Origin of the sequence: Rossellomorea sp. FM04394, assembly GCF_041889765.1 — a bacterium.
In the GTDB taxonomy this organism is placed as follows: Bacteria; Bacillota; Bacilli; order Bacillales; family Bacillaceae_B; genus Rossellomorea; species Rossellomorea aquimaris_B.
Genome location: NZ_CP168654.1, coordinates 12,501 through 35,000 on the forward strand (window position 1 = coordinate 12,501; position 22,500 = coordinate 35,000).

The window sequence follows — 22,500 nt, forward strand, 5'->3', positions numbered from 1 at the left end:
CATATTCGACTTATTCGGGGCCTTAGCTCAGCTGGGAGAGCGCCTGCTTTGCACGCAGGAGGTCAGCGGTTCGATCCCGCTAGGCTCCACCAAGGTTTTTTACGAAGCGTCAGCGAAGTAAAATAACCATCCATATAATCTCTTTTGAGATTATGGTTGTTCTTTGAAAACTAGATAAAGATAAATTGATAGTCAAGAAATTACCGAGTATCGCCATTTTAGGTTTTAAACCTGATGTAACAACCAATTCGGTTAAGTTATGAAGGGCGCACGGTGGATGCCTTGGCACTAGGAGCCGACGAAGGACGGGACTAACACCGATATGCTTTGGGGAGCTGTAAGTGAGCTTTGATCCAGAGATTTCCGAATGGGGGAACCCATTGTTCGTAATGGAACAATATCCTTACTTGAATACATAGAGTATGGAAGGCAGACCCAGGGAACTGAAACATCTAAGTACCTGGAGGAAGAGAAAGCAATTGCGATTCCCTGAGTAGCGGCGAGCGAAACGGGATGTAGCCCAAACCAAGAGGCTTGCCTCTTGGGGTTGTAGGACACTCTATACGGAGTTACAAAGGAATGAAGTAGACGAAGAAGTCTGGAAAGGCTCGTCAAAGAAGGTAACAACCCTGTAGTTGAAACTTCATTCTCTCTTGAGTGGATCCTGAGTACGGCGGGACACGTGAAATCCCGTCGGAAGCTGGGAGGACCATCTCCCAAGGCTAAATACTCCCTAGTGACCGATAGTGAACCAGTACCGTGAGGGAAAGGTGAAAAGCACCCCGGAAGGGGAGTGAAATAGAACCTGAAACCGTGTGCCTACAAGTAGTCAGAGCCCGTTAACGGGTGATGGCGTGCCTTTTGTAGAATGAACCGGCGAGTTACGATCCCATGCAAGGTTAAGTCGATGAGACGGAGCCGCAGCGAAAGCGAGTCTGAATAGGGCGAATGAGTATGTGGTCGTAGACCCGAAACCAGGTGATCTACCCATGTCCAGGATGAAGTTCAGGTAACACTGAATGGAGGTCCGAACCCACGCACGTTGAAAAGTGCGGGGATGAGGTGTGGGTAGCGGAGAAATTCCAATCGAACTTGGAGATAGCTGGTTCTCTCCGAAATAGCTTTAGGGCTAGCCTCATGTGTAAGAGTCTTGGAGGTAGAGCACTGTTTGGACTAGGGGCCCTCATCGGGTTACCGAATTCAGACAAACTCCGAATGCCAAAGACTTATCCATGGGAGTCAGACTGCGAGTGATAAGATCCGTAGTCGAAAGGGAAACAGCCCAGACCACCAGCTAAGGTCCCAAAGTATACGTTAAGTGGAAAAGGATGTGGAGTTGCTTAGACAACCAGGATGTTGGCTTAGAAGCAGCCACCATTTAAAGAGTGCGTAATAGCTCACTGGTCGAGTGACTCTGCGCCGAAAATGTACCGGGGCTAAACGTATCACCGAAGCTGTGGATTGACACCTCTAGGTGTCAGTGGTAGGAGAGCGTTCTAAGGACTGCGAAGCTAGACCGTAAGGACTGGTGGAGTGCTTAGAAGTGAGAATGCCGGTATGAGTAGCGAAAGATGGGTGAGAATCCCATCCACCGAATGCCTAAGGTTTCCTGAGGAAGGCTCGTCCGCTCAGGGTTAGTCGGGACCTAAGTCGAGGCCGATAGGCGTAGACGATGGACAACAGGTTGATATTCCTGTACCACCTCTTTTCCGTTTGAGCAATGGGGGGACGCAGGAGGATAGGGTAAGCGCACTGCTGGATATGTGCGTCTAAGCAGTTAGGCTGATGATGAGGCAAATCCCATCATCGTGAAGGCTGAGCTGTGATAGCGAGCGAATTATAGTAGCGAAGTTCCTGATTCCACACTGCCAAGAAAAGCCTCTAGCGAGGAAAAAGGTGCCCGTACCGCAAACCGACACAGGTAGGCGAGGAGAGAATCCTAAGGTGAGCGAGAGAACTCTCGTTAAGGAACTCGGCAAAATGACCCCGTAACTTCGGGAGAAGGGGTGCTCTGGTAGGGTGCAAGCCCGAGAGAGCCGCAGTGAATAGGCCCAGGCGACTGTTTAGCAAAAACACAGGTCTCTGCGAAGCCGTAAGGCGAAGTATAGGGGCTGACGCCTGCCCGGTGCTGGAAGGTTAAGAGGAGTGCTTAGCGCAAGCGAAGGTGCGAATCGAAGCCCCAGTAAACGGCGGCCGTAACTATAACGGTCCTAAGGTAGCGAAATTCCTTGTCGGGTAAGTTCCGACCCGCACGAAAGGCGTAACGATCTGGGCACTGTCTCAACGAGAGACTCGGTGAAATTATAGTACCTGTGAAGATGCAGGTTACCCGCGACAGGACGGAAAGACCCCGTGGAGCTTTACTGTAGCCTGATATTGAATTTTGGTACAGCTTGTACAGGATAGGTAGGAGCCTTGGAAGCCGGAGCGCCAGCTTCGGTGGAGGCATCGGTGGGATACTACCCTGGCTGTATTGAAATTCTAACCCGCGCCCCTTATCGGGGTGGGAGACAGTGTCAGGTGGGCAGTTTGACTGGGGCGGTCGCCTCCTAAAGAGTAACGGAGGCGCCCAAAGGTTCCCTCAGAATGGTTGGAAATCATTCGCAGAGTGTAAAGGCACAAGGGAGCTTGACTGCGAGACCTACAAGTCGAGCAGGGACGAAAGTCGGGCTTAGTGATCCGGTGGTTCCGCATGGAAGGGCCATCGCTCAACGGATAAAAGCTACCCCGGGGATAACAGGCTTATCTCCCCCAAGAGTCCACATCGACGGGGAGGTTTGGCACCTCGATGTCGGCTCATCGCATCCTGGGGCTGTAGTCGGTCCCAAGGGTTGGGCTGTTCGCCCATTAAAGCGGTACGCGAGCTGGGTTCAGAACGTCGTGAGACAGTTCGGTCCCTATCCGTCGTGGGCGCAGGAAATTTGAGAGGAGCTGTCCTTAGTACGAGAGGACCGGGATGGACGCACCGCTGGTGTACCAGTTGTCTTGCCAAAGGCATCGCTGGGTAGCTATGTGCGGAAGGGATAAGTGCTGAAAGCATCTAAGCATGAAGCCCCCCTCGAGATGAGATTTCCCATCACGTATGTGAGTAAGATCCCTAGAAGATGACTAGGTAGATAGGTCAGAGATGGAAGCATGGCGACATGTGGAGTTGACTGATACTAATCGATCGAGGACTTAACCACAAAGAGTCATTTTTAAATGAACAACATTGGTCGATATTCGGCTTTCTTGACATCAATTCTTTATCTAGTTTTGAAGGAACAACCCTTCAATTGAATATTGTCTGGTGACAATGGCGAAGAGGTCACACCCGTTCCCATGCCGAACACGGAAGTTAAGCTCTTCAGCGCCGATGGTAGTTGGGGGATCTCCCCCTGTGAGAGTAGGACGTCGCCAGGCAAATGTGAAAAGAGTAGCTCTTAGGGGTTACTCTTTTTCTGTTTTTTTATTAGAAATGTTATTGGAAGGTGAATCAGGCATCTATCTTTTATACAGGTGGTATTGGAAATGAAGAACGGGGTTAGTACACTACGCTGGTAAAGTCTTTATGTTAGAAAATAGAAAAAGACGCATAAAGGGATGAAATTGACGCAATAACAGTCAAAAACGACGCATAAAATGAAAAATCGACGCAATAACAGTCCAAATAGACGCAATAAAATATAAAATCAACGCAATTAACATACAGCTTCAAGCTTAACCCTCCTCTATATCTATGAAAATATTGATATCTGCCTCCCTAAAATAGTCTTTGTTAATATAAAGAAGAATTTTTAGATAGATAGGAACATTTATTAGTGCTTATTACATATAAAACTTCAATTTGAGAGACACATTAGCCTCGAAATCCTTCCTGGTGGCCAGCAAATGCAATGTTACTCCAAATCATCCTGAATTATTTGTATAAAAATCCTATTTTCCATCAACTATTCATTTTAATATTTCTAAAAGATATCCAGCGTCCGACAATCTGACAATCAACACCCAACACCTCACCTACCCACTGCATCTCAAACACCCACAAACCACCATCATCACATGCTCAAAATTGCTATCCACCAACTCTCTAAAGTATTATTTAAATAAGAGTGTATACAAGGAGAGAAGAACATGACCACAATTTATGATTTTACCGTAAAAAGAGCGAATGGATCTGTAACGTCTCTGGAGGAGTACCAGGGGAAAGTGATGCTTATCGTAAACACAGCTAGTAAGTGTGGCTTTACACCTCAATTTGAGGAACTGCAGGGCCTGTATGAAGACTACAAGGATGAAGGACTTGTTGTCCTCGGATTTCCATGTGATCAGTTCATGAAACAGGAATTTGATGATCAGGATGAAATCATGGAGTTTTGTCAGGTGAACTACGGGGTATCTTTTCCGATGTTTGCGAAGGTCGATGTGAAAGGGAAGGAAGCACATCCTCTGTTTACGTTTTTAACGAAAGAGAAGAAGGGTGTCCTTCTTTCGAACATTAAGTGGAATTTCACTAAATTTTTAATCGGGAAAAATGGTGAAGTTTATGATCGGTATTCTCCTCAAACCAATCCACGCAAAATCGAAGATGACATTAAAAAATTACTTCAAGCACAATAGAGAAAGAGGAGAGGGAGCGCTTCATCCTTCCTCTTCCGGCTACATTTTATCCTTGAGTAATTTTAATAAAAGGTATGGTGCTTTTTCTGTTGTGACATTGATGAACGTGTTGATGATAGGATAGTCTTCATTGGTTCGGTTTTTTAATAGTTCCACCCACCATTCTGTTTCGTATCGGGCAATCATGCTTAAGTTGTATAGTATGGCATAGTGGATGAGAACTTCAGGTATAGTAGTGGCTTCATTCCGAATCCCGGGAAGGGCTAATTTGTTTTTATGGAAATGCCATCTGATGGGAAGATGCTCTTGGGCATTTGGTGCTTGTAACGCATTGTCCGAGTTCCATGTGAATTCCTCTGTCACCTTTTCATTCAGATACTGTTTAAGTAAGCTTTCTGACATATGAAAGTGAGATAGTAAGGACTCATCAATGATCAGCTCATGTTGTGGATTGAACCAGAACATGGTTTTCTTTTTGAGCAATACATGAAATACTTCTTCAAGCTCGGGTATTTGTACGAGTAAATCTTCCATCTTGTATTTTTCCCCCACGATATGTTTCACGTGAAACACCAGGTTGGAAAAGTGTGAAAACAGACCATTTTTCTGCACCTTTACTTCATCCTGTAAAAAACGGTACTGCTGCTTTTTTCTTTTCCTTGAGGTAATCCCATGGGCCAGGACCGTGGTTGTTTCGGGATATAAGGGATCTTCTGTTAAAACAATCGCTTTAATAAAATGAATATATCCGTAGAAAAGCAAAATAGGCTGGAGTGATATAGGAGATTGCATGGCTTGTCTGTAATAAAGTTCTCCTTGCTCCAAGTAGTACATGAATGGATAACAGTTATCATAGCTTTTTGATTCGGTTTGAGAAGACCCCATTTGTTCATAGCACTTTTTTAGAAACTTCTGGGAGTATTCCGCTGACTGAAAATAGTGAATGAAGTCCCAGTGTTGACGTAATTCGTTCAAGTAATCACCTTCTAATTATTCTGAAAAATTAAATTAATCCTATTCATCTTGACAGTATTTTAACCAATTGATAACCTACTAATAATATTTTGGGACTAGGGAGGCCGAAAACATGTGGGATTCTAAATTTGCTAAAGAAGGTTTAACGTTTGATGATGTCTTATTATTACCAGCTAAATCAGAGGTATTACCAAAGGATGTAAATATCTCTGTTGAGTTAACAGATTCAATTAAATTGAATGTTCCTGTGATCAGTGCAGGAATGGATACTGTAACAGAAGCTGAAATGGCAATAGCAATGGCTCGACAAGGTGGACTCGGTATCATCCACAAAAATATGAGTATTGAACAGCAGGCTGAGCAGGTTGATAAAGTAAAACGTTCCGAAAGTGGAGTTATCTCAGATCCATTCTTTTTAACTCCGGATCATCAAGTCTTTTCTGCAGAACACTTGATGGGCAAATATAGAATTTCCGGTGTTCCGATTGTGAACAACGAACAAGAGCAAAAGCTGGTAGGGATTTTAACAAATCGTGACCTTCGTTTCATCCAGGATTATTCGATCCAGATTTCGGATGTCATGACGAAGGAGAATCTTGTCACAGCTCCTGTTGGCACTACCCTAGAAGAAGCGGAAAAAATTCTTCAGCAGTACAAAATCGAAAAGCTTCCTCTAATTGATCAAGAAGGGACACTTAAGGGATTAATTACGATTAAGGATATCGAAAAAGTAATTGAATTCCCTAACTCTGCCAAAGATGATCAAGGACGCTTATTAGTTGGAGCCGCTGTCGGTATTTCGAAAGATACGCTGACTCGTGTTGAACATTTAGTGAAAGCACATGTAGATGTCATTGTAATCGATACGGCTCACGGTCATTCAGCAGGAGTTCTTTCTATTGTTCGTGAAATCCGCGAAGCTTATCCAACGTTAAACATCGTAGCAGGTAATGTGGCAACGGCTGAAGCGACACGTGAATTAATTGAAGCGGGTGCTGATGTTGTCAAGGTTGGGATTGGACCTGGTTCGATCTGTACAACCCGGGTTGTTGCCGGTGTGGGTGTTCCACAAATTACCGCTGTATATGATTGCGCTACTGAAGCAAGAAAGCATGGAAAAAGCATCATTGCCGATGGAGGCATCAAGTATTCAGGTGATATCGTAAAGGCTTTAGCAGCTGGTGGACATGCTGTTATGCTGGGAAGCTTACTGGCAGGAACATCTGAAAGCCCTGGAGAAACGGAAATCTTCCAGGGACGCCGCTTTAAAGTATATAGAGGAATGGGATCCGTCAGCTCCATGGAAAAAGGTTCAAAAGACCGCTACTTCCAGGAAGAAAATAAAAAGTTCGTTCCAGAAGGCATCGAAGGCCGGATTCCTTACAAAGGTCCTTTAGCCGATACATTGTATCAGCTAATTGGAGGCTTACGTTCAGGCATGGGATACTGTGGAACGAAGGACCTATTCGCGTTAAGAGAGCAGGCACAGTTTATTAAAATGACGGGTGCCGGACTTCGCGAAAGTCATCCTCATGATGTTCAAATTACGAAAGAAGCACCAAACTATTCGTTGTAAGAAAATAATTCCAAATGCTGATCAGATACTCCTGATCAGCATTTTTTCATTTGGATGAAAATGATATTCACCGCTGTGTTTCAGAGGCCGCAAGTCCCTTGACCCATGCCAAAACTAGTCATATTCTCTGTCTATTCTTACCTTTCGAACTATGATAAAATAACGAAGGTGTACATAAAATCTTGGAGGGCTAATAGTGAAAAGAAGTTGGATTCAAAAATCTTTTGTTTGTATGATGGTTTTTATGATGGCAATGGGTATTGTGGGGAGACCTGCAAATGCACAAGGAGAATTGGACGTTAACGCAAAAGCTGCGATTCTAGTAGAAGCAAGCACGGGTAAAATTCTCTATGAAAAGAACTCGGATAATGCTCAGGGCATTGCAAGTATGACGAAAATGATGACAGAGTACTTGTTACTGGAGGCTGTGGCAGAAGGTAAGGTGAAATGGGACCAGAAGTATACGGTACCTGCGAACCTTTCTCAAATGTCTCATAATACTGGTCTCAGTAATGTGAGTCTTGAAGTGGAAAGTACTTATACCATTAAAGAGTTGTATGAAGCAATGGCGATTTATTCAGCTAATGCAGCGACGATAGCGATTACTGAAACGATTGCCGGCTCAGAAGCGAACTTCGTTAAAATGATGAATGCAAAGGCTAAAGAACTTGGTCTGGAAGAATATAAATTTGTGAATTCTACAGGTTTAAACAATAAAGACTTGGCACCTTACGTAGATAAGGTGGTAGGTGGTCCGGAAGAAGAAAATGTGATGTCTGCAAAGGATGTAGCAACACTTGCGTACCGCTTGCTGCATGATTATCCGGAGGTACTTGAGACATCCAGTATTGCGAAGAAGGTATTTGCGGAAGGAACGGATGACCCCACTCAGATGGATAACTGGAACTGGATGTTACCAGGATTGATCCGCGAATACGAAGGAATGGATGGCCTGAAAACAGGTACGACTGATTTTGCGGGTGCCAACTTCACAGGAACAGCAGAACGGGACGGAATGAGATTCATTACGGTTGTAATGGACGTTGAAGTTCCAGCTGGTGAAAACTCCTACGATGCCCGCTTTAGTGAAACAAGAAAAATGATGGATTATGCTTTCAACAATTATACAATAGAGGAAGTACTTCCTGCTGACTTTCAAGTAAAAGGTCAAAAGACACTTCCAGTTGAAAAAGGGAAAGAAAAAGAAGTTCAAATCAAAACCGATTCCGCACTAAGCATGGTGATTAAGAACGGTGAAGAAGATCAATACAAACCGAAATTTGTATTAGATAAGAAAAAGCTTAACGATGACAATGAACTGACAGCTCCTGTTAAAAAAGGAGAAAAAGTTGGATATGTTACGTTAGAATCAAAAGATAAAAAAGATTTAGGCTACCTTACAGATAAAGGTACCAATGCTTCTAAAGCATCTGTTGTTGCTGTAGACGGTGTTGAAAAAGCAAACTGGTTTGTCCTTTCAATGAGAGCTGTAGGTGGTTTCTTCGGGGACATCTGGAACTCAGTTACATCTACTGTGAAAGGCTGGTTCTAATAAGCTTAGGTAAAATGATTAAATGAGCACCAAGACTTTTATTTAGGACAAGTCTTGGTGTTTTTTTATAGGTAGGGTGAAAAAGAGGTATCTTAGGAAGAGCGCCTTGTGGAATTCCCAAGAAATGCTTGTCGGGCCTGACCAAGCCGCTTCGGCTTTTCGAGATGTCCAGCTCCAGGGCTTAGAGGCTCGAGGTCATAAGCCAAACATGCCAAAAAGGCAAAGAACGCCTTTCCGGCATGTTCGTCTTATGCTTGTCGCCTCTGGGCAAAGCCCTTCCGCTTTTCGATATGTCCAGCTCCAGCGGCTAGGCCCTCGAGGTCATAAGCTAAATCGACCAAAAAGGCAAAGAGCGCCTTTCCGTCCGATTCATCTTATGCTTGTCGGGCCTGACCAAGCCGCTTCCGCTTTTCGTCTTGACATAAGTCTTTTTTTATTGTTTATTTAGCAGTAGGGTTACATAATCATTCCGATTGTTTTAGTTGCGTTTTCTTCCTTTTTTGGATGGAAATGGGACAGGCATGGGATAAATATAAGGGGGATATAGATATGATGAAGACTGGTACAGATCGTGTTAAAAGAGGTATGGCTGAAATGCAAAAAGGCGGCGTTATCATGGACGTTGTGAATGCAGAGCAGGCTAAAATTGCTGAAGCTGCGGGTGCAGTTGCAGTAATGGCTTTAGAGCGAGTTCCAGCAGACATCCGTGCTGCAGGCGGAGTAGCAAGAATGGCAGATCCTCGTATTATTGAAGAAGTGATGGGCGCTGTGTCGATTCCTGTAATGGCAAAGGCTCGTATTGGTCATATTGTAGAGGCAAGAGTACTTGAATCAATGGGTGTTGATTATCTTGATGAGAGTGAAGTATTAACGCCAGCTGATGAAGAGTACCACTTAAATAAAAGAGATTTCACTGTACCATTCGTATGTGGATGCCGTGATTTAGGTGAAGCTGCCCGCCGTATTGGTGAAGGTGCATCTATGCTGCGTACAAAGGGGGAGCCTGGAACAGGTAACATCGTTGAAGCGGTTCGTCATATGCGTAAGGTAAATGCTCAAGTACGCAAGCTTGTGAGCATGAATGAAGATGAAATCATGACAGAAGCGAAGTTACTGGGAGCTCCATACGAATTATTGTTAGAAATTAAAGAAAATGGACGTTTACCTGTTGTAAACTTTGCTGCAGGCGGAATTGCCACACCAGCTGATGCGGCTCTTATGATGGAATTAGGGGCTGACGGAGTATTCGTAGGTTCTGGTATCTTCAAATCAGAAAATCCTGAGAAATTTGCAAGAGCAATTGTAGAAGCGACTACTCATTATCAAGATTACAAGTTAATCGCAGAGCTATCAAAAGAGCTTGGTGTAGCAATGAAGGGAGTAGAAATTTCTTCTATTTTACCTGAAAACCGTATGCAAGATCGTGGATGGTAAGGTGTGATTCTATGTTGAACATCGGTGTATTAGGACTTCAAGGTGCCGTCAGAGAGCATGTTCGTTCAATTGAAGCCTCTGGTGCCAAGGCAATCGTCATTAAGCGTGTGGAGCAGTTGGAAGAGATTCAAGGACTCATCATGCCGGGTGGGGAAAGTACCACTATGAGAAGACTGATTGATCGATACGGCTTTATGGAGCCGTTAAGACAATTTGCGGCAGATGGGAAGCCGATCTTTGGAACATGTGCAGGATTGATTCTCTTAGCCAAGCACATTGTCGGATACGAACAACCTCATCTTGGTGTGATGGACGTAACAGTGGAACGTAATTCCTTTGGCCGTCAAAAAGAGAGCTTTGAAGCGGACCTTTCGATTGCCCATGTGGGAGAAGGATTCAATGCCGTCTTCATCCGTGCCCCCCATATCGTGGAAGCAGGGGAAGATGTTGAAATCTTGGCGAAGCATAACGAACGGATTGTACTTGCACGCCACGGACAATTCCTCGGTTGTTCTTTCCATCCAGAGCTAACGGATGATCATCGTTTAACTTCCTTCTTCGTTGAGATGGTGAAGGAAAGCATGGAAAAAACAATCGCATAATTTTATTGCAAAATGGAAAACATTGTAGTAGATTATGAAATAACTAATAAAAAATTAAATCGTTGATAGGAAATAGTAGTAAAGAAGGGTTGCTTAAGAGAGTCGGTGGCTGGTGAGAATCGACGCAAGAGCTTTACGAATCCATCCTTGAGTGAAGTACTGAATGAAGTAGGTATTTTCGGTGATTCCGTTACCATCTCTTAAGAGGAAGATGCTTTGCGTCTTCAATTAGGGTGGCAACGCGGAAACCTCCGTCCCTTTTACCAGGGATGGGGGTTTTTTATTTTTTTATAAAAAAGGAGAGAAACCAAATGCTAGACATTAAGTATTTACGTAATAATCTGGAAGATGTGAAAGCCCGTCTGCAGCACCGCGGTGAGAACCTGGAGGATTTTGATAAATTCGAAGAGCTTGATAAGAGAAGAAGAGAGCTGCTTGTGGAAAGTGAAGATCTTAAGAGCAAGCGTAATGAAGTATCCCAACAAATTGCCGTTCTGAAGAAAGAGAAGAAAGATGCTCAGGATATGATCGTTGAAATGCGTGAAGTCGGGGCCATGGTCAAAAAGCTGGATGATGAATTAAGAGGCATCGAAGAAGAATTAGAGAGAATCCTTCTTTCTATCCCGAATATTCCTCATGAAACTGTACCGGTGGGTGAAACTGAAGATGATAATATTGAAGCACGTACATGGGGAGAAATCCGGGAATTTGATTTCGAAGCACAGCCTCACTGGGACGTTGCTACAAGGCTCGGGTTGCTTGATTTTGAACGTGCAGCAAAAGTGACGGGAAGCCGCTTCGTTTTCTATAAAGGCCTCGGTGCAAGACTTGAAAGAGCTCTCATTAATTTCATGATGGATTTGCACATGGATGAGCATGGGTATACGGAAATGATTCCTCCATTCCTGGTGAATCGAGCGAGTATGACAGGGACAGGTCAACTTCCTAAGTTTGAAGAAGATGCATTCAGAATTGAGAGTGAGGACTATTTCTTAGTCCCTACTGCAGAAGTACCTGTTACGAATTATCATCGTGATGAAATTTTGAAGGCGGACGAATTGCCGGTAAGTTATGTAGCGTATAGCGCCAACTTCCGCTCTGAGGCTGGATCTGCAGGACGCGATACAAGAGGCTTGATCCGCCAGCATCAGTTCAACAAAGTCGAGCTTGTTCGCTTTGTGAAGCCGGAAGATTCTTATGATGAGTTAGAAAATTTAACTGGTCATGCTGAAAAAGTCCTTCAGCTACTGGGCCTTCCATACCGAGTATTGTCTATGTGTACAGCGGACTTAGGTTTCACGGCTGCAAAGAAATACGACATTGAAGTCTGGATTCCTAGCTACGGGACGTACCGCGAGATTTCTTCTTGCAGTAACTTTGAAAGCTTCCAGGCGAGACGTGCAAACATCCGTTTCAGAAGAGAGCTAAACGCGAAGCCTGAACATGTCCATACGTTAAATGGATCTGGTTTAGCGATAGGAAGAACGGTTGCCGCGATTTTGGAAAACTACCAGCAGGAAGATGGATCTGTCATCGTTCCTGAAGCCCTTCGTCCATATATGGGTGGAGTGGAAGTCATTAAATAAAGGAATTTTATCCAGCCAAAAGAAGTCTCACCTTTATCGGTGAGACTTCTTTAATTTTTTTAGAAATATGCTTGACTCCATTTGTACACCATGGTATTATAATTCTTGTCGATACGGAGGAATACCCAAGTCCGGCTGAAGGGATCGGTCTTGAAAACCGACAGGGGTGTAACAGCCCGCGGGGGTTCGAATCCCCCTTCCTCCTCCATTGATTTTTTTATAACCATAGCGCATAAACATTGGAGATAGAATTCGTTACATATTATATGTAACGAATTTTTTTATTTTATGGATATACTGATCGACCCAGTCCAATTTACTTAAGGTTTTTGATGTCTTCTCTTAAATGGTCGTTTGCTGTATGTTCGAGTATCCCTATCTTAGTGATATGCAGGCGTGCTTCTTCATCTCCTAGCAAATAAATCTTCGAATAGATATCCCTCATCGATTGATCATATTGATCGTCTTCCGGTGAATTGTGATATTGGCGGAACGGGACCTGCGCCCGTCTCATAGTCGACATGTCATCATCATAGTTATCATTGAACAACATTTTCAGTTCGTTTACTTCTGTCGGGGTGGCAAATATGCGAAAGCTTGGACTGGCGTTTTGATTTGGATCCTGCAAGATGTCCCCACTGCTGATATCTACAAAATACGTTTGTTTCGATTCCATCATTCCTTCATCTCCTTCATCGATTGTTTATTACTACATATACCTCTTTCCTAATGGAAATAAACGGATGGAGGTCTTCATCAACCTTTAAATAAAAAAGACTACTCCCGCCGCGTTGGGGAGAGTAGTCTTATCTGTCTTCTTAACTTTTTAACATTCTCGTCTGTTCAATGAAATACCCGATTCGTTCAACGATTGGTTCGATGGAGTTTTGATCGTTCACTAGATCGTATTCACTGATGTCCAGTCTGAGTACCGGACATGCGTTAAAGGAATTGATCCAGTTTTCGTAACGTTCATGCATTTCTTCCCAGTAGGCAACAGGTGTTTGTTGTTCCATCGGGCGGCCGCGTTCACGGATGCGATCAACTACATTATCAATGGACCCTTCAAGGTAGATCAGAAGATCAGGGTGAGGGAAGTATGGTGTCATGACCATGGCATCGAAAAGGCTTGTATAGGTTTCATAATCGATTTCGCTCATGTTCCCTTTTTCATAATGCATGCGGGCAAAAATGCCAGTATCTTCATAGATGGAACGATCCTGTATGAAACCGCCGCCGTATTCAAAGATTTTCTTTTGTTCTTTGAAGCGTTCTGCCAGGAAATAGACTTGAAGGTGGAAGCTCCAGCTTTTAAAGTCCTGATAAAATTTATCGAGGTACGGATTGGTATCAACTTTTTCAAATGACGTCCTGAACCCCAAGGCATTGGCCAAGCCGTTTGTCATGGTGGATTTCCCGACGCCGACTGTTCCGGCAATGGTGATCACGGCATTATTCGGGATCCCGTATTTAGTGCGAAGATTCATGATAGTGAACTCCTTTTTTTAGTGTAGTCTCTAATTGAGTAAGAATGTGTTCCAGGTCCTCTTTATTTTGAACGAAGTCTATGTGGTCGCCATTGTAGCGGAGAACAGGGATATCCGGGTGAGTTTCTTCGAATGTATTCATGTATTCTTCATAATCCAATGATAGCTGCTTCAGATATAGAGGGCTGATTTTCTTTTCGAAGTCCCGTCCTCTTTTTTCAATGCGCTTTAAAAGGGTATCAAGGCTTGCGTTCAAGTAAATCACGACATTTGGTCTTGGCATATCCGATGTTAGGATCTCATATATATTGAGATATTTTTTGAACTGCTGTTCATCCTTCAATGTACGCTTAGCAAAGATGATGTTTTTAAGAATATGATAATCTGCTACGACAGATTTGTTTTGAGATAGGTAGTGTTTTTCAATATCCTCTAGCTGTTTATAACGATTGCATAAGAAAAACATCTCTGTTTGAAAGCTCCACTCTTCAATGTCATCATAGAATTTATCCAAGAACGGGTTTTCATCCACGATTTCTTTCAGTAAGTGAAAATTGAAATGCTCTGAAATCGCTTTTGCAAGAGAGGTTTTTCCTATTCCAATCGGGCCTTCTACGGTAATGAAAGGAATGCGCCCCATTAATTGTCCTCCTCATATTACGGCAATCTTTTCTCGTATAAAAATGTAAAATAAAAAATTACGACAGGAATTATTGTAACACAATAGATGGATGGTTTGTTCAGGTTATTTCCAAGGATTTAGAAAACAGGATACGTTCACTATATCGACTTCAACCGGCCAACTTTTAAGGGGAACGCATACAAAAAGCTGATGGACAGGTGTTTATAGATTTACCTTTCCATCAGCTTCTATTTATCATCTTTTTACGACATTGAAATTGTCGGATATTAACAACCAGTTTTGAGGAAAGGAGAGCCCCAGCTTCCAATAGCTCATTCCCCTCAATTTTAACTCTTTCATAAGATCAAACTTCGCCTGGATGCTCCGGGCATCTTCAAACCATACTTCATGATCTTTTCCAGTGCCTGCATCCCGGTATTTAAAGAAAGGGGCCTGTGCTTTTTGATCATACTGAATCGGGACGTTATTGTCGGCGGCAATCTTGATTGCCTGTTGTGGACTGATGGCTTTCGCTGTACTTCCTTGTACAAATGGGAGGGTCCAGTCATATCCATATAAATTTTGCCCCATGAGAATCTTGGATGAAGGCATTTCTGAAATGGCGTATTCAAGCACTTCACGAACAGGTCCGATGGGGGAAACGGCCATGGCAGGACCACCGCTATATCCCCACTCATAGGTCATGATCACGACGAAGTCTACGATTTCGCCATGTGCTTTATAATCATGTGCTTCATACCACTTTCCTTTTTGATCGGCACTGGTCTTGGGAGCAAGGGCAGTTGAAAGCAACCATCCTTCTTGATTGAAACGCTGCTTTGCTTTTTTTAGGAATTGGTTGTAGGCTTCTTTGTCCTGGGGACGTAAATACTCGAAGTCGAAGTGAATGTCCCTGAATCCATATTTCTTGGCGGTCTGGACGACATTATCGAGGAATTTATTCTGGATTGCCTGGTCGGTTAGCAGGATTCGCCCAAGTTCATCACTAAACGTTCCTTCTTCTTGATTGGTGATGGCCATCATTAACACATTATTATTATCTTTCCCTGTTTGAAGCAAATTTCCAAGGAGTGGCTCCTGCAGTGTTCCATCCCGTTTAGCTTGGAAGCTGAATGGAGCCAGATAGGTAAGATAAGGAGCTGCTTCTTTCGCGCTTTCTTCCAAATTTGGGGCAACTTCTTTTCCGTAAGGCTCGACATACCCATTAAATTCAGCCCTTCCTTTAGGCTTCTGTGGGATGTATAAACGAAATCCTACCTGCAAAGGCTGATTGGGAGAAATTCCGTTCACCCTTGCCAGTTCCTGATAGGGGACCCCTGTCTTCTGGCTTATCGCCCAAAGGCTATCACCTGGTTGAACAAAATAGAAACTTCCTATAATAGGGATAACCAGTGATTGGCCAATTACTAAGTTATCAGGGTTTGGCAGTTCATTGGCATCTACTATATCCTTAACTGTTGATCCATACGCTTGAGCGATACCAAATAATGATTGGTTTGATTGGACAACATGAATTTGCATACACAGACCCTCCTATATTTCATTCACTATAATCAACTTATGAAATAGAAGGGATGGATATGTTTGTGGAGTGAATTTTATAAGATCTCACCGGTTGATTCTATCCTTGCTTTTAATACATTTTTCATCATCGTTAATGCATAGTGATTATCTTCGTCACTGACCGACGCAATAGCATCAGAGGGTATAATGAGGTTAAACTCTCTCATATAGGCATCGTTTGCTGTAAAGAGTACACAGATGTTTCCTGCAATACCCGTGATAATAAGATTTTTTACGGACAGATGATGCAACAGTGTATTTAAAGCAGTACCATAAAAAGCGGAATGTTTTGGTTTAATGAGAAAAAAATCTTTATCCATCGGTTGGAGAGGAGTCATGATGCTATCGCTCACTTCATTATGGCATTTCTTATAGATCTCCTTGTAATCTGCTTTCCAAAGCTCATAATGGTCGTTAATATAAATGACAGGATGCTGATGTTTGGTACAATAGTGACGCAGGGAGTTGATCGGTTCAACTATATTGCGGGTATGGCTCGCCAGTGTGTTACCGTGTTCGAAGTCGAATGGATTCATAATGTCTATAACAAGAAGAGCGGTATCGTTTGGTATCATGTTGAAAGCCCCTTTCTCTTATAGTTTGGAGTGATTGGGGATATTTTATAAAGAATAGAGAAATAAATTTATGGGAGTACATAATGGGTATAAGAGAAGAACAATTTATGATGGAAGCATTAAAGGAAGCAGAAAAAGCAGCAGTGATTCAAGAGGTTCCGATTGGAGCGGTCATTGTAATGGGTGATGATATCATTGCCCGGGCTCATAACCTGAGAGAAACGAGTCAAAATGCCATCACTCATGCAGAGACTTTAGCCATTCAAGAGGCATGTGAGAAGCTTGGCACATGGCGTCTTGAGGGCGCAGAGCTTTATGTCACACTTGAACCATGTCCTATGTGCAGTGGAGCCATCATCCTTTCCAGAATAGAGAAAGTCATTTATGGGGCAAAAGATCCAAAGGCGGGCTGTGCGGGAACGTTAATGAATCTACTCGAGGATGACCGATTTAATCATCAGTGTGAAGTAGTACCTGGAGTGTTATCGGAAGAATGTGGTGGAATCCTTTCCCGTTTTTTTAAAGACCTGCGAGAGCGGAAGAAGCTGGAGAAGAAGAATAGGACATCTGGACTGTAAATAACTTACATTATTCCGCCATTGCTTTTTACCGTAAATCCTAGTATACTTAATCTTGCGTCGCACTAATGACGCAACTAAATATGGTATCAATTTTGCCGTGCTAGGTGGGGAGGTAGCGGTGCCCTGTACTCGCAATCCGCTCCAGCGAGACCGAATTCCTTTCCGAGGCTAGCACTCTGTAGGGCTGCCTCAAGTAAGTGGTGTTGACGCCTGGGTCCTGCGCAATGGGAATCCATGAACCATGTCAGGTCCGGAAGGAAGCAGCATTAAGTGGAAGCTCCCATGTGCCGCAGGGTTGCCTGGGCCGAGCTAACTGCTTGAGTAACGCCTATGGATGCTTGTCGACGAAAGGTGCACGGCAGTTTAATTTATATACAACAACTCATCCATTTCCGGGTGAGTTTTTTGTTTGTGTAAAGGTTTAAATTGATCTCCGGTTTTCTTTGTAAAAGGGATTTACATTACGTTATAATAGAGACACTATAGTACATAAAAAGAGGGGGGAGTCATTTTGGCATATCAAGCTTTATATCGTGTGTGGCGTCCTCAGTCATTTATTGATGTGGTGGGACAGCAGCATGTAACGAAAACGTTGCAAAATGCCCTCCTTCATCAGAAGATTTCCCATGCCTATTTATTCTCGGGACCAAGAGGGACAGGGAAGACGAGTGCAGCGAAGATCCTGGCAAAAGCCGTTAACTGTGAACGTTCTCCTGTAGCGGAACCTTGCAATGAGTGCGATGCATGTAAAGGGATCACGGACGGTTCGATCCCTGATGTCATTGAAATCGATGCCGCCTCCAATAACGGGGTGGAAGAGATCCGGGACATCCGGGATAAAGTCAAATATTCTCCAAACGTAGTCGAGTATAAAGTCTACATCATAGATGAAGTCCATATGCTGTCTATCGGAGCATTTAATGCGCTACTGAAAACGTTAGAGGAACCACCTAAGCATGTCATCTTTATCCTTGCGACTACAGAGCCTCACAAGATTCCCCTTACGATCATTTCACGCTGTCAGCGTTTTGACTTCAAGCGAATTACGGCCAGGGATATTGTGGGACGAATGAGTCATATTGCCACAGAATCAGGTGTGAACTATGAAGAAAATGCCCTGACGATTATCGCAAGGGCAGCTGAGGGCGGGATGCGTGATGCCCTAAGTCTTCTCGATCAAGCCATCTCCTTCAGTCAGGACCAGGTAACCATAGACGATGCCTTGACTGTAACAGGGGCTGTTTCTCAAGGCTATTTAAATACACTGGCGAAAGCGATTCTGGAAAGAGATGTCACCAGTGGTTTAAGTGCACTGGAAGAACTGTTGTTCCAAGGGAAAGACCCGGCAAGGTTCGCAGAGGACTTTATTCTTTATTTCCGGGATATGCTGTTATACCAAACGGCCCCTAATCTTGAAGAATCATTGGAACGGGTCATGCTCGATGATGATTTTAAAGAATTAGCCGGACAAACCCAGCCTCAGCAGATTTATCAATACATCGATGTCTTGAATCAGGCCGGTCAGGAAATGAAGTTCACCAATCATGCCCGTATCTACTTAGAAGTGTCCATTGTTAAGCTCTGTCAAATGGAAGCACCGGCAGCGGCTTCTTCACCGGAAGTGAACGACATGATGAAGAAGATTAAACTTCTTGAAAAAGAGGTTGAGCAGCTGAAGGCAAATGGAGTCAAGGTTCAAGCAGAGCCGGCAGCGCAGCCTGTGAAAAAGCCAATCAGGGCAAAGAAGGGCTTCCGGGCACCTACCGGTAAGATTCAGGAAGTGCTCCGAACGGCGACGAAAGAGGATCTTAATCTCATAAAGAGCCGCTGGGGTGATATGGTTGAAACATTGAACCAGCGCCAAATGCGTTCACAGTCTGCATTATTAAATGATGCTGAACCTGTAGCAGCAACAAACGGCTCATTTGTGTTAAAATTTAAATACGATATTCATTGTCAAATGGCAATGGAGAATCAAGCGTTCACCTCAGCGATTGCTTCCATACTGGAAGAGCTTACGGGAAACAGCTATGCAGCGATTGGAATTCCTGAAGATCAGTGGATGTCCATAAGGGAAGACTTTATCCGGAACTCGAAAACAGAAGATGGAGAACCATCAGGCGGGGATCAAGGTGAAGACTCACTCTTGAAGGAAGCTGAAAAGCTTGTCGGTATGGATTTAATAGAATTAAACGATTAATGTAGAAAAAATTAACTGGAGGTAATAATATGATGCGTGGAAATGGTAATATGCAAAATATGATGAAGCAGATGCAGAAGATGCAAAAGAAAATGGCGGAAGCTCAAGAAGAACTAGGGGAAAAGCAAATCGAAGGAACAGCTGGCGGCGGAATGGTGACTGTTATCGTTTCCGGTCACAAACAAGTAATTGATGTAAAGATCAACGAAGAAGCTGTTGATCCGGATGATGTAGAAATGCTTCAAGATCTAGTCCTTGCAGCGACAAACGATGCACTGAAGAAAGCGGACGAATTAACGAACTCAACTATGGGTCAATTCACTAAAGGAATGAACCTACCGGGAATGTTCTAGGAGGCAATACGATGCACTATCCTGAGCCTATATCGAAGCTGATTGACAGCTTTATGAAATTGCCGGGAATCGGGCCGAAAACTGCGGCCCGACTGGCTTTTTTTGTTCTTAGTATGAAAGAAGATACTGTACTTGATTTTGCCAAGGCATTGGTCAATGCCAAGCGTAATCTAAGCTACTGTTCCGTTTGCGGTCACATCACCGATCAAGATCCATGCTATATCTGTGAGGATCAAAGACGGGATCGCAGCATCATCTGTGTGGTACAAGATCCCAAAGATGTCATTGCGATGGAGAAGATGAAAGAATATAACGGACAATACCATGTACTCCACGGTGCCATCTCCCCTATGGACGGGATCGGACCCGAGGACATCAATGTTCCGGATCTGATAAAGCGTCTTCACGGTGACGAGGTCCAGGAAGTCATCCTCGCTACCAACCCCAACATAGAAGGTGAAGCGACAGCAATGTACATCTCACGCCTGGTCAAACCATCGGGTATCCGAATCACAAGGATTGCCCATGGACTTCCTGTCGGTGGAGATCTTGAGTACGCAGATGAAGTAACGTTATCGAAAGCCCTTGAGGGAAGAAGAGACGTTTAACGAAGGAGAGGATACCTATGTTTTTCCGGAAAAAAGGAAAGCTGAAAAAAGAGTATGACCAATCCTTACTTCACGTTTTAGACGAAACCAAGGATCATTGGAATCAGCAACGTTCCATCGATGAGATGAGTGTGGATTATAATCTGAACATCCACTGTCACTCGAAAATAGCAGAAGCTAAATATTTTTTTCTCTTTAGAGAAGCAAAACATAGAAAGATCGTCATAAAAAGGTAGACAACCCTCATATCCTTTCAATAAGAGACTATTTATGTTCTATGTTGAGAGGAGAGAAGGGTATGAGCCCAGTTATCGTCATTGCGGTGATCAGCGGACTGATTGTACTTCTATTGGCCACCGGCACACCCATCAAACCACTTCGGTTTGTCGGACAAGTTGCCATGAAGGTCATGATCGGAGCACTCTTTTTATTTTTCCTGAACGCCTTTGGCAGTCAGTACGGAATCCACGTTCCTATTAATTTGGCAACCTCATCTATTTCAGGGATTTTAGGGATTCCCGGAGTTGTGGGACTAACCGTCATTCAGATGTGGATCTTATAAGGATCAATAGAATAGTAAGAAGGAAAGGCAGTCGAAGTATCAGGTGGGATTTTTTCTTACCTGGATTTTGGCTGTTTTTTACATAGAAGACAAAAGAGGTGGGAGAACAATGAAAATCGTCATTGCACCTGATTCCTTTAAAGGTTCCATGACAAGTAAAGCAGCGGCCGAAGCGATCCGGAGAGGGATTCACCGTATCAATCCTTCATACAAGACTGTCTTGATCCCCATGGCGGATGGTGGTGAAGGAACGGTTGATGCCATGATGACCATCATGAATGGGGAAACACGAACGGTTCAAGCGAGAGATCCCCTGGGACGTCAAATCTCAGCAACTTTTGGGTGGGTACCTGAAACAAAGACAGCCGTCATTGAAACGGCAGCTGCATCCGGGCTTACTTTGTTAAACGAAAGTGAGCTGAACCCGGGCGTGACCTCTACATTCGGAACCGGTGAGCTTGTAAAATCCGTTCTAGATCTTGGAGTGGAGCACATTATCCTTGGGTTAGGAGGGAGTGCAACCATAGATGGAGGGACAGGATTCCTTCAAGCGTTAGGAATCCGTTTCTTCAATAAGAAAGGTCAAGAACTTGAAGCTGGAGGAAGCATGCTGGGGGAACTTGACTCGATTGATTCTACCAATCTCGACCAAAGGCTAAAGGCTGTTAAGTGGACAGTCGCTTCAGACGTAACAAACCCTTTATTAGGAAATGAAGGGGCTGTGACCGTGTTCGGCCCACAGAAAGGTGTCATAGAAGAGAAGCTTGCAGATTTTGAACGAGGCATGGAACACTTTGCTGAAAAGGTAGTTGAACATACGGGAGTGGATTGTCGCCTTGATCAGGGAAGTGGAGCTGCGGGTGGTCTGGGCTATTCCCTTCTCTCCTTTTTTCATCCAGTTATTAAAAGCGGCTTAAGCATAATCGCAACAGAGAGCAGTCTGGAGTATCACTTGAAAGATGCGGCACTTGTTTTGACCGGGGAAGGGAAGATCGATGCACAGTCCCTTTATGGAAAGGTACCTGTAGGCATCGGGAGATTAGCTTCAAAGTATGAGGTTCCGGTAGCGGTGTTTGCAGGGAAAATAGAAGGGGACTTGGAGCAGATTTATGCTGAAGGTATACAGTTACTTCTTCCGGTCGTTAGTCAACCTATGTCTTTATCGGAGGCCATGACAAACGGAAGCGTTTTGTTGGAAGAAGCTGCTTCAAGGTTGATGAGGACATATGAATTATTTACCGGGATGGGAAACAAACCAGTTTAATTTTGTATTTGTAGTGCCCTTCCTTCTCGGATGAGGGAAGAGCACTTGCTGATTTTCCACTATTCACCTAAAAACGTTTTTGGCATCACAACAGCTACTACTTCTCCGCGGGCACACAGTTTTCCCTCTGCAAATACTTCTGTTTGCACCCTGAACTTCTTAGGGTGGACTTCATGAACTGTACCAACTGCTTTTAAAGGAACATGATGAGGGGTCGGTTTCATAAAATCCACTTGTAAGGAAGCAGTAACAAAACGTGGAGGCTCTTGACCATCACCAATTTCTCCTCCATTCTTTCTATGAAGATGAATCGCAGCTGAGCCAGTGCCGTGGCAATCGA

General features: G+C 43.8%; 20 protein-coding genes, 3 tRNA genes, 2 rRNA genes, 1 other RNA gene and 1 other annotated feature (2 of these 27 running past the window's edge). Of the genes, 19 read left to right on the forward strand and 7 right to left on the reverse strand.

All coding sequences use genetic code 11. The features are described 5' to 3' along the window. The 5 genes from ACCB35_RS00050 to ACCB35_RS00070 form a co-directional block, all read left to right on the forward strand. Positions 1–2: transfer RNA gene (locus ACCB35_RS00050), tRNA-Ile, on the forward strand (it extends 75 nt beyond the left edge of the window). A gap of 14 nt (positions 3–16) precedes the next feature. Then, positions 17–92 (forward strand) — tRNA-Ala (locus ACCB35_RS00055). A gap of 158 nt (positions 93–250) precedes the next feature. After that, positions 251–3,185 (forward strand): 23S ribosomal RNA (locus ACCB35_RS00060). 100 nt (positions 3,186–3,285) lie between these two features. Further along, positions 3,286–3,402, forward strand: a 5S ribosomal RNA gene (gene rrf / locus ACCB35_RS00065). Between the two features lie 711 nt (positions 3,403–4,113). Further along, complete coding sequence (locus tag ACCB35_RS00070) at positions 4,114–4,599, forward strand: glutathione peroxidase (protein ID WP_044340692.1); 486 nt, start codon at positions 4,114–4,116, stop codon at positions 4,597–4,599. Between the two features lie 39 nt (positions 4,600–4,638). Here ACCB35_RS00070 and ACCB35_RS00075 read toward each other — a convergent pair whose 3' ends face one another. Beyond that, positions 4,639–5,574, reverse strand: a complete 936-nt coding sequence (locus ACCB35_RS00075; RefSeq protein WP_374055347.1) for a YaaC family protein — start codon at positions 5,572–5,574, stop codon at positions 4,639–4,641. A 112-nt stretch (positions 5,575–5,686) separates the two neighbouring features. Between ACCB35_RS00075 and guaB the strand changes: the two genes are divergently transcribed. The 6 genes from guaB to ACCB35_RS00105 all read left to right on the forward strand — a co-directional run bounded on the left by guaB (position 5,687) and on the right by ACCB35_RS00105 (position 12,532). Further along, positions 5,687–7,150 (forward strand): IMP dehydrogenase, encoded by a 1,464-nt coding sequence (guaB, locus tag ACCB35_RS00080; protein ID WP_044340690.1) that lies wholly within the window; start codon positions 5,687–5,689, stop codon positions 7,148–7,150. A 196-nt stretch (positions 7,151–7,346) separates the two neighbouring features. Then, a complete protein-coding gene (locus ACCB35_RS00085) occupies positions 7,347–8,702 on the forward strand; it encodes a D-alanyl-D-alanine carboxypeptidase family protein (RefSeq protein ID WP_374055348.1) in 1,356 nt (451 codons plus the stop codon). Positions 8,703–9,251: 549 nt separating this feature from the next. Then, complete coding sequence (pdxS, locus tag ACCB35_RS00090) at positions 9,252–10,136, forward strand: pyridoxal 5'-phosphate synthase lyase subunit PdxS (protein ID WP_172655814.1); 885 nt, start codon at positions 9,252–9,254, stop codon at positions 10,134–10,136. Positions 10,137–10,147: 11 nt separating this feature from the next. Further along, positions 10,148–10,738, forward strand: coding sequence for a pyridoxal 5'-phosphate synthase glutaminase subunit PdxT (gene pdxT, locus ACCB35_RS00095; protein ID WP_044340687.1), 591 nt, complete (start codon positions 10,148–10,150; stop codon positions 10,736–10,738). Between the two features lie 53 nt (positions 10,739–10,791). After that, positions 10,792–11,000, forward strand: a binding site (T-box leader). Between the two features lie 49 nt (positions 11,001–11,049). After that, positions 11,050–12,324, forward strand: a complete 1,275-nt coding sequence (serS, locus tag ACCB35_RS00100) for a serine--tRNA ligase (RefSeq protein ID WP_374055349.1) — start codon at positions 11,050–11,052, stop codon at positions 12,322–12,324. A gap of 115 nt (positions 12,325–12,439) precedes the next feature. Further along, positions 12,440–12,532: transfer RNA gene (locus ACCB35_RS00105), tRNA-Ser, on the forward strand. A 108-nt stretch (positions 12,533–12,640) separates the two neighbouring features. Here ACCB35_RS00105 and ACCB35_RS00110 read toward each other — a convergent pair. From ACCB35_RS00110 to ACCB35_RS00130, 5 genes are all read right to left on the reverse strand, one after another. Beyond that, positions 12,641–13,003 (reverse strand): hydrolase, encoded by a 363-nt coding sequence (locus ACCB35_RS00110; protein ID WP_374055350.1) that lies wholly within the window; start codon positions 13,001–13,003, stop codon positions 12,641–12,643. A gap of 139 nt (positions 13,004–13,142) precedes the next feature. Beyond that, positions 13,143–13,811 carry a deoxynucleoside kinase gene (locus tag ACCB35_RS00115; RefSeq protein ID WP_044340684.1) on the reverse strand — a complete coding sequence of 223 codons (669 nt, stop codon included), beginning with the start codon at positions 13,809–13,811 and terminating at the stop codon, positions 13,143–13,145. Then, positions 13,795–14,451: a deoxynucleoside kinase gene (locus tag ACCB35_RS00120; protein ID WP_374055351.1), complete on the reverse strand. Its 657-nt coding sequence runs from the start codon at positions 14,449–14,451 to the stop codon at positions 13,795–13,797. Before ACCB35_RS00120 ends, ACCB35_RS00115 begins: the two co-directional genes overlap by 17 nt. 237 nt (positions 14,452–14,688) lie before the next feature. Further along, complete coding sequence (locus tag ACCB35_RS00125) at positions 14,689–15,975, reverse strand: glycosyl hydrolase family 18 protein (RefSeq protein WP_374055352.1); 1,287 nt, start codon at positions 15,973–15,975, stop codon at positions 14,689–14,691. 77 nt (positions 15,976–16,052) lie between these two features. Continuing rightward, positions 16,053–16,592, reverse strand: coding sequence for a cysteine hydrolase family protein (locus tag ACCB35_RS00130; protein ID WP_374055353.1), 540 nt, complete (start codon positions 16,590–16,592; stop codon positions 16,053–16,055). A gap of 83 nt (positions 16,593–16,675) precedes the next feature. Between ACCB35_RS00130 and tadA the strand changes: the two genes are divergently transcribed. The 8 genes from tadA to ACCB35_RS00170 all read left to right on the forward strand — a co-directional run bounded on the left by tadA (position 16,676) and on the right by ACCB35_RS00170 (position 22,160). Next, the gene (gene tadA, locus ACCB35_RS00135; protein ID WP_374055354.1) at positions 16,676–17,170 is read left to right on the forward strand and encodes a tRNA adenosine(34) deaminase TadA; all 495 of its coding nucleotides are present in this window, start codon (positions 16,676–16,678) and stop codon (positions 17,168–17,170) included. 98 nt (positions 17,171–17,268) lie between these two features. Then, an RNA gene (gene ffs / locus ACCB35_RS00140) (signal recognition particle sRNA large type) lies at positions 17,269–17,532 on the forward strand. Between the two features lie 152 nt (positions 17,533–17,684). Next, positions 17,685–19,373, forward strand: coding sequence for a DNA polymerase III subunit gamma/tau (dnaX, locus tag ACCB35_RS00145; protein ID WP_374055355.1), 1,689 nt, complete (start codon positions 17,685–17,687; stop codon positions 19,371–19,373). A 29-nt stretch (positions 19,374–19,402) separates the two neighbouring features. Further along, on the forward strand, positions 19,403–19,726 hold the full coding sequence (locus tag ACCB35_RS00150) for a YbaB/EbfC family nucleoid-associated protein (protein WP_172655813.1): 324 nt from the start codon (positions 19,403–19,405) through the stop codon (positions 19,724–19,726). Between the two features lie 11 nt (positions 19,727–19,737). Beyond that, positions 19,738–20,334 (forward strand): recombination mediator RecR, encoded by a 597-nt coding sequence (gene recR, locus ACCB35_RS00155; protein WP_044340678.1) that lies wholly within the window; start codon positions 19,738–19,740, stop codon positions 20,332–20,334. Positions 20,335–20,351: 17 nt separating this feature from the next. Further along, complete coding sequence (locus ACCB35_RS00160; RefSeq protein WP_044340677.1) at positions 20,352–20,570, forward strand: YaaL family protein; 219 nt, start codon at positions 20,352–20,354, stop codon at positions 20,568–20,570. A 62-nt stretch (positions 20,571–20,632) separates the two neighbouring features. Further along, positions 20,633–20,896 (forward strand): pro-sigmaK processing inhibitor BofA family protein, encoded by a 264-nt coding sequence (locus ACCB35_RS00165; protein WP_044340676.1) that lies wholly within the window; start codon positions 20,633–20,635, stop codon positions 20,894–20,896. Positions 20,897–21,005: 109 nt separating this feature from the next. Beyond that, a complete protein-coding gene (locus ACCB35_RS00170; protein ID WP_374055356.1) occupies positions 21,006–22,160 on the forward strand; it encodes a glycerate kinase in 1,155 nt (384 codons plus the stop codon). A 59-nt stretch (positions 22,161–22,219) separates the two neighbouring features. Here the strand turns inward: ACCB35_RS00170 and ACCB35_RS00175 are convergent, their stop codons facing one another. Beyond that, on the reverse strand, positions 22,220–22,500 hold the 3' portion of the coding sequence (locus tag ACCB35_RS00175) for a PaaI family thioesterase (RefSeq protein ID WP_044340674.1). The gene runs 199 nt beyond the window's last position; only the last 281 of its 480 coding nucleotides appear in the window; its start codon lies beyond the right edge, outside the window — the gene reads right to left on this strand; its stop codon occupies positions 22,220–22,222.